The following is a 6,643-nucleotide window of genomic DNA, read 5'->3' on the forward strand; positions in this document are numbered from 1 at the left end:
TTTGTTTTTATGCCCCGGCCTGGGGGGGGGGGGGCGGGGGGGGCCGGGGGGGGGCGGGGGGGGGGGCGGCGGGGGGGGGGCGGCCCCCCGTGGGGGGGGGGGCCCGCCCCGGCCCGGGTCAGGGGGTGAGCGTCCAGCGCTGGACGGGGGTGCCGACGCAGGCGGTGCGGGTGAGCGGGGTGCCGTTGGCGGTGCCGGAGCCGGCCGGGGTGAGGCACTGTCCGGCCGTACGGAGACTGCCGTCGGGGCCGGGCTGCCAGGTCTGGCCGGGGCTGCCGGAGCAGGCCTGGACGGTGACCGCGGCGGGGTCGGTGCCGTCGAGGCAGACCCCGGCGAGGCCGGTGAGGCGGCCGTCGGACTGGAGCGTCCAGCGCTGGTTCGGGCCGCCGTGGCAGGAGTACAGGGTGGGCCGCGTGCCGGGGGCGGTCGCGCTGTGCGGAAGGTCCAGGCAGCTCGCGGACGCGGAGTTGACGAGCGTGGCGTCGGCGGGGAACGGCGCCGGCCGGCCGGTGAGGGTCAGTTCGGCGGCGCTGGTCCAGGGGCCGCGTCCGCCGGCTTCGGTCAGGGCCCGCAGGCGCAGGTAGCGGCCCGTTCTGGGGGCGAGGGAGACGGTCTTGGCCGCCGCGGTGTCGGCGAGGGTGCCGGTGGCGGCCGGGGTGCCCCAGTCGGTGGTGGTGTCGGAGACGGAGACCTCGTATCCGCCGATCCGGCCGTTGACCCCGCCGTCCTGGCGGGGGAGGTAGCCAAGGGAGTCGACGGTGTAGCGGGCGCCGAGGTCGATGCGGATCTCGTGCGGAAGGGCCGCCGGGGTGCCGGAGGACCAGGCGGTGTGCCAGAGCGTGGACGGGTTCCCGTCGAAGGCGTTGCGCGCCGCGCCGTTCTCGGCGGCCGTCTCCTGGCTGTCGGCGGAGACCAGGCTCCATGCCGTCTGCGGGATGGGCGCCGAGGTCGCGGGGACGGGCTCGGCCGCGGGGACGGCGGTGCCGGTGGCGGTGACGGTGAACGCGCCTGTCTTCGTACCCGTCTTGACCCACAGGACGCCGGAGCGGTCGGCGGGGTCGTGGAACCAGCCGGTGGCGGCGGAGTCGTAGGCGCTCTTCGAGGTGAGGCGGGGCAGGGCGGCGGCGTCCACGGTGAGCGCGGTCGGGGCGGAGGCCACGTGGAGGGTGAACTCGTAGCCGCGGGAGGCCTGTTGTCCGGTGTAGCTGCCGGTGGGGGCGCCGACGGAGACGGTGACCGTGCCGGAGCCGGCGGCCGGGGCGGTGACGTCCACGCGCTGGCGGGCGTAGGCGCCGGACTGGTAGGCGCGGGTGCGGCCGTCGTCCTCGTAGAGGCTGAAGGTGGAGCTTCCGCGCGGGTGGATGTCGTAGGTGAGGGTGGAGACGGGCTTCTCGCCCGTGTAGTTCATCTGCGGCCACATCGGGACGACGGCGCCGCCCTTGACGAAGAGCGGGAGCCTGTCGAGGGGGGCCTGGTAGTTGTTCAGCCAGCCCGGACCGGCGTACGTCCGGCCGGTCCAGTAGTCCGTCCAGGTCCCGGCGGGCAGGTAGATGCCGTCGCGGACGGCGGTGTCGGAGACGACCGGGGCGACGAGGAAGGAGTCCCCGGCCATGAACTGGCCGCTGGTGAGGTTCCCGCGGGCCACCGGGTCGTCGGGGTACTCCAGGACCATGGCGCGGGTGCTGGGGACGCCGGTCTCGTGGGCGACGCGGCTCATCGTGTACAGGTAGGGCATCAGCCGCATCTTGAGCTGGAGGTACGTGCGGTTGATGGACTGGTACGGCTCGGCGAAGCGCCAGGGCTGCTTGTCCTGGTAGCCGGCCGACGGGTTGGTGGCGCCCCAGCCCGACATGGTCATGAAGGCCGGGGTGAAGGCCTTCCACTGGAGGTCGCGGACGTACGTCTTGGGGCTGCCGCCGAAGATGCCGTCGACATCGCCGGAGGCGTAGTTGAGGCCGGACAGGCCCGCGCCGGCGATGGCGGGGACGTGCCAGCGCATGTCGTCCCAGGTGCCGTTGGTGTCGCCGGTCCAGACGACTGCGTTGCGCTGGGTGCCGGCCCAGCCGTCGACGGTCCAGACGTAGCGGCGGGCGTCGGAGTTCTTCTCGATGCCGTCGACGGCCTGCTGGACGCCGTTGAAGGCGTACTTGTAGCCGCCGCCGATCCAGGCGACGTCGGTCTTGACGCCCCGGGAGCCCGCCGTGCCCACCTCGTCGGCGATCGAGCCGAGGCCGGTGGAGGTCCACAGGCCGGTCTGGAAGCCCTTGGCCTTCAGGGCGTCGACGGTGGACTTCAGGGGCGCGGTGTAGCCGCAGCCGTACCCGTCGTTGGGCAGGAACCAGCCCGAGGGCATGTCGGCGGCGCGGGCGTCGGCGGCGTATCCGGCGACGTCGGGGGTGGTCTGGTGGCGCAGGCGGTTGTGGTCGCCCTGGTAGTCCGGGTTCGAGGCGTTGAAACAGTCGGCGTTGCCGAGTTCGAAGCCCCAGGACGGCGCCATGAAGGGTTTGCCGCTGACGTCGGTGTACGCGTCGAGGACCGTTTTGAGGGAGTCGCCGGTGAAGTACCAGGCGTCGAAGCGGTTCTCGTCGTGGGTGAGGGCGGTGGGGGCGTTGAAGGCGTACGAGCCGGGGGCCCAGGTGTTGCGCATGACGCCGTACTGGTTGGTGGACATGTAGAAGGGGGCGGGACTGGCGTTGTCGTTCTCGCGCCACTTGTTGTCGACGGCCACCGGGACGGTCTTGCCGCGCAGGGCCCATTCGCCGAGGCGCAGGCCGGTGCCGTAGAACTGCTCGTCGGCGCCGCGGGCCAGGTACTGGGTGGTGTGGCCGCCGCCCCAGGTGGTCGGCTGGGTCTCCTCCCAGACGAGGGTGGAGTCGTCGGCACGGTAGACGGCGAAGCGCAGGGGCGTTTTGTAGACCCGGATGGAGAGGCCGCCGGTGGTGATCCGGTGGTACGCACCCGCGTCCGTGGAGGCCGCCGCGACCGGGCCGAAGTCGGTGGTGGGGGCGAGGTCGGAGCCGGCCGGGTCGTCGGAGAAGGAGCCGTCCGGGGACAGCCAGAGCCGGAAGATGTCGGCGCGGGCGACGACCACGCGGGCCTTGGCTCCGCTGGAGGTGCTGATGGTGAAGGTGCCGCCCGCCTGGGAGAGGCCGGTGACCGTGCCGGCCGTGGACGCCCGGGCGGCGGCTTTGGCCACCCCGGCGCCGGTCGCGGCGCGGGCGGTGGCGGGACCGGCGGCGGCGAGTCCGGCGACCGCGAGGGCGGCGGCGAGCAACGCCGCGAGCGGGGTCCGGCGGGGTGGGCGGGCGCGGAGGCGGCGGCGCCAGGGGGGTGGGTCGATGAAATTCATCGGGCAGCTCCTCGTGCGGTCCGGGAAACGGACACACCGCTTTGGCATGCTCCCGGCAAGATAGCGGACCCGGGTGGCCTTTTTGAAGGAAGCTGCTCGAAATCGTCGTCCCCCACGCACTTTTGAGCACGTGGGGGACGGAAAGTCAGGCGGCCGTGACGCGGATCTTGGACTGGCCGTGGCCGAGCGTCTCCCAGTCGTCCATGAAGCGGGCCTTCAGCCCGTGCCGGGCGGCCAGGTCGACGAGGGTCTGCGTCCGGTAGTAGAAGTCCTCCCGCAGGACCTGGTGTTCGGTGCCCTCGGTGCGGTCGAAGGTGAAGTCGAACCGGCCGCCGGGCGCGAGGACGCGCCCGACGTGGGCGAGGCACTCGTCGATGACCGATATCGGCGAGTGGGAGAACACGCTGTGCGCGTGCACCACGTCGAAGTGCCCGTCGGGCAGGAAGTCGAAGGTCAGGTTCTGGGTGAGGGTGAGGTGCGGGAGCTTGTCCTGGAGTCCGCGCTCGGCGAGGGTGCGCTTCGCGGCGATGAGGATGTCGGGCGAGATGTCTATGCCGTAGTAGTGGCCCGCCTCCAGGTGGTCGATGAAGCGCCAGCCCGCGCGCAGGTTGCCGCAGCCGATGTCGAGCATCCGCCGGTCCGGGGTGAGGCCGTGCCCCAGGAGGTAGTCGAACTGCATCTTCCCGAGGGCCAGCCAGCGCTCGTGGGTCTGGCTGCCGACCGCGGCCTCCGGGTTGCGGCTGGTGTCGGAGGCCATGACGGCGCGGTAGTAGTCCACGTGGTCGGGGTGCTTGAGGCGCAGCCAGCTGTCGCGCGCGGCGCGCTTGACGTACGGGGCGATGCGGGCCGGGTTGCTCAGCGCGTAACGGACCTTGTGGCCGACGCTGGCGCGGTCGGCGGTGAGGTTCTTCTTGGTGGCCATGAGGGGTCCCCCTGGGTTCCGGACGGGCGGGCGGCGGTGACGTACGTGCGCGTGGTCAGGCGGTGCGGCGGCGCAGCACGGAGAAGGTGACGGCGAGGAGCAGGGCGGCACCGCCCGCGTAGAGGGCCGTGTCGATCCACTGGAACGTCCAGAAATCGCTGCTCGGATAGACCTTGTGGTACCGGGCGACGAAGTCGTGCTCGGCCATGCACCGCCGGAGTTCCTCCCCCGAGGTCTGGCAGACGTTCCAGATGGAGTGCTCGCGCCCGTCGGGCGTCAGGTAGCCGAACTCCCCCGTGGACCAGGCGCTGCCGACGGGCCGCTTGGGCGTCATGCCGGGGGTGATCCGGGTCTCGGGATCGATCCAGCTACGGCGGAAGAAGGTCACGAACGCCATGGCGGTGCCGATCGCGACGAAGGCGGCGGCCATCGCCGGCACCACCCGGCGCACCAGCAGTCCGGCGAGGGTGCCGACGGTCAGCGCGAAGAGGGCGCAGGCCGGGGCGGCCGGGCCGGTCGCGTTGTAGAGGGACGGGTCGTGCCAGTACGGGCCGTCGAGGGTATTGGCGATGGGCGCCCACCACCAGGCGACGAGGGCCGCGACGACGGCCGAGGCGAGCAGCGTGCAGAGCGCCGCGAGACCGAAGCGGGCGGCGAACCAGCGGCGCAGGCCGACGCCCTGGGTGAGGGCCAGCTTGAACGTGCCGGTCTCCAGCTCCCGGCCGATCAGCGGGGCGCCCCAGAACACCCCGATGAGGGCGGGGAGCGCGAGGCCGAGGGTGCCGAGGACGCGGATGCCGGTGGTGTTGCCGTCCATGATCCGGAAGGTGTCGAGGCTCTCGCAGCCGCCGTTCCAGCCCGGGCAGGGCACCCAGCCGGTGGCGTCGATCAGCGAGACCATCTCGGAGCGCCGGTACACCACCCAGCCCGCGCAGACCGCCAGGACGGCGGTGCCGATCAGGATCGTCAGCCGCTGCTGGCGCCAGGCCAGCCACATCATGCCCTTCACGCGGCGGCCTCCGCGGGGGTGGGGGCGGTGGTCGTGGGAGTGCGGAGGTGTGCGAGCAACAGGGTTTCCAGGGAGGGGGTTTCGGCGACCCAGCGCGCGTCGGTGCCCGTGGGCAGCGGGGCGCCGGGAGCCGTACGGACGAGGGCGGTGACCTGACGGCCGGCGACGGCGGCGTGTACGACGGTGCTCCGGTCGAAGGCGCGGGGCAGTCCGTCGCGCTCCATCGGATCGGCGCGGCCGGTGAGCCAGGTGTGCGCGTCGCAGAGGTCCTGGATGTCCCCGGCCAGCCGGACGGCGCCGCGCTGGAGGAGCAGCACGTGGTCGCAGACCTCGTCCAGTTCGGCCAGGACGTGCGAGGACATCACGATGCTCGCACCGCGTTCGGCGGCCTCGGCCATGAGGAGGGACATGACCTCGTGCCGGGCCGGCGGGTCGAGGTCGGCGAGGGGCTCGTCCAGCAGGAGCAGGTCGGCGCGCTTGCCGAGGACCAGGGCGAGGGCGACCCGGGTGCGGTTGCCGCCGGAGAGGGAGCCGACCCGGGCGTGGAAGGGGATGTCGCCCGAGCGTACGAGGCGTTCGGCGACGGCCTCGTCCCAGTGGCCGGGGTTCAGCATCCGGCCGAGGCGCAGGGTGTCGGCGACGGTGAACCGGGCGTGCAGCGGCCTCTCCTGGGCGAGGTGGGCCGTGCGGCGACGGGCGTCGTCCGTGCCGGGGGCGCTGCCGAGGACCCGTATCTGGCCGCCGCTCGGGCGCAACAGGCCCGCCGCGAGCTGGAGCAGGGTGCTCTTGCCCGCGCCGTTGGGGCCGACCAGGGCGGTGACGTGCCCGGCGGGCAGCTCGATGTCGCACGCGTGCAGGGCCGGGTGGCCCCCGTAGTGCCGTCCGAGCCGCGTTGCCCGTAGTGCCGGCGCGTGGGTCGGATCGCTCACGCCGTGTCCTCTCTCGACGGTCCGGGCCGGGGCCCGGAGTTGCTGAAGCTTTCGTCCACGGCGGCCGCGATGAGCGCCGTGATGTCCTCCCGCTCGAGGCCCGCCTCGCGGGCCCGGCTCATCCAGGCGGCCAGGGCGGTGCGCAGCGGGGAGTCCGCCGCCGCCTCGGGGTGCGACAGGGACCGCCGTACGAAGGTCCCCGCGCCGGGGCGCGGTTCGACGAGCCCCTCGCGCTCCAGCTCCCGGTACGCCTTGAGGACGGTGTTGGGGTTGATGGCGGTTGCCTCGACGACCTCGCGGGCCGTGGGCAGCTTGTCGCCCGGCTCCAACAGGCCCAGGCGCAGGGCCTGTTTGGTCTGCTGGACGATCTGCACATAGGTGGCGACGCCGGAGCGCCGGTCGATGCGGTACTCGACCACTCGTCAACCACCCTT

General features: G+C 73.0%; 5 protein-coding genes. All 5 read right to left on the bottom strand.

The window, feature by feature from the left end:
* Window positions 1-118 precede the first annotated feature (118 nt).
* Complete coding sequence (locus ACFV0Q_RS36330) at window positions 119-3,349, bottom strand: TIM-barrel domain-containing protein (protein WP_385011504.1); 3,231 nt, start codon at window positions 3,347-3,349, stop codon at window positions 119-121.
* A 145-nt stretch (window positions 3,350-3,494) separates the two neighbouring features.
* Window positions 3,495-4,271 (bottom strand): class I SAM-dependent DNA methyltransferase, encoded by a 777-nt coding sequence (locus ACFV0Q_RS36335; protein WP_385011506.1) that lies wholly within the window; start codon window positions 4,269-4,271, stop codon window positions 3,495-3,497.
* A gap of 55 nt (window positions 4,272-4,326) precedes the next feature.
* Window positions 4,327-5,280 (bottom strand): transporter, encoded by a 954-nt coding sequence (locus ACFV0Q_RS36340; RefSeq protein WP_385011508.1) that lies wholly within the window; start codon window positions 5,278-5,280, stop codon window positions 4,327-4,329.
* Window positions 5,277-6,209 (bottom strand): ABC transporter ATP-binding protein, encoded by a 933-nt coding sequence (locus ACFV0Q_RS36345; RefSeq protein ID WP_385011510.1) that lies wholly within the window; start codon window positions 6,207-6,209, stop codon window positions 5,277-5,279. The genes ACFV0Q_RS36340 and ACFV0Q_RS36345 overlap by 4 nt, the downstream gene beginning before the upstream one ends.
* Complete coding sequence (locus ACFV0Q_RS36350) at window positions 6,206-6,628, bottom strand: GntR family transcriptional regulator (protein WP_385011512.1); 423 nt, start codon at window positions 6,626-6,628, stop codon at window positions 6,206-6,208. Before ACFV0Q_RS36350 ends, ACFV0Q_RS36345 begins: the two co-directional genes overlap by 4 nt.
* Between the last annotated feature and the right edge of the window lie 15 nt (window positions 6,629-6,643).

It is taken from the genome of Streptomyces sp. NPDC059564, from assembly GCF_042735575.1.
Classification (GTDB): domain Bacteria; phylum Actinomycetota; class Actinomycetes; order Streptomycetales; family Streptomycetaceae; genus Streptomyces.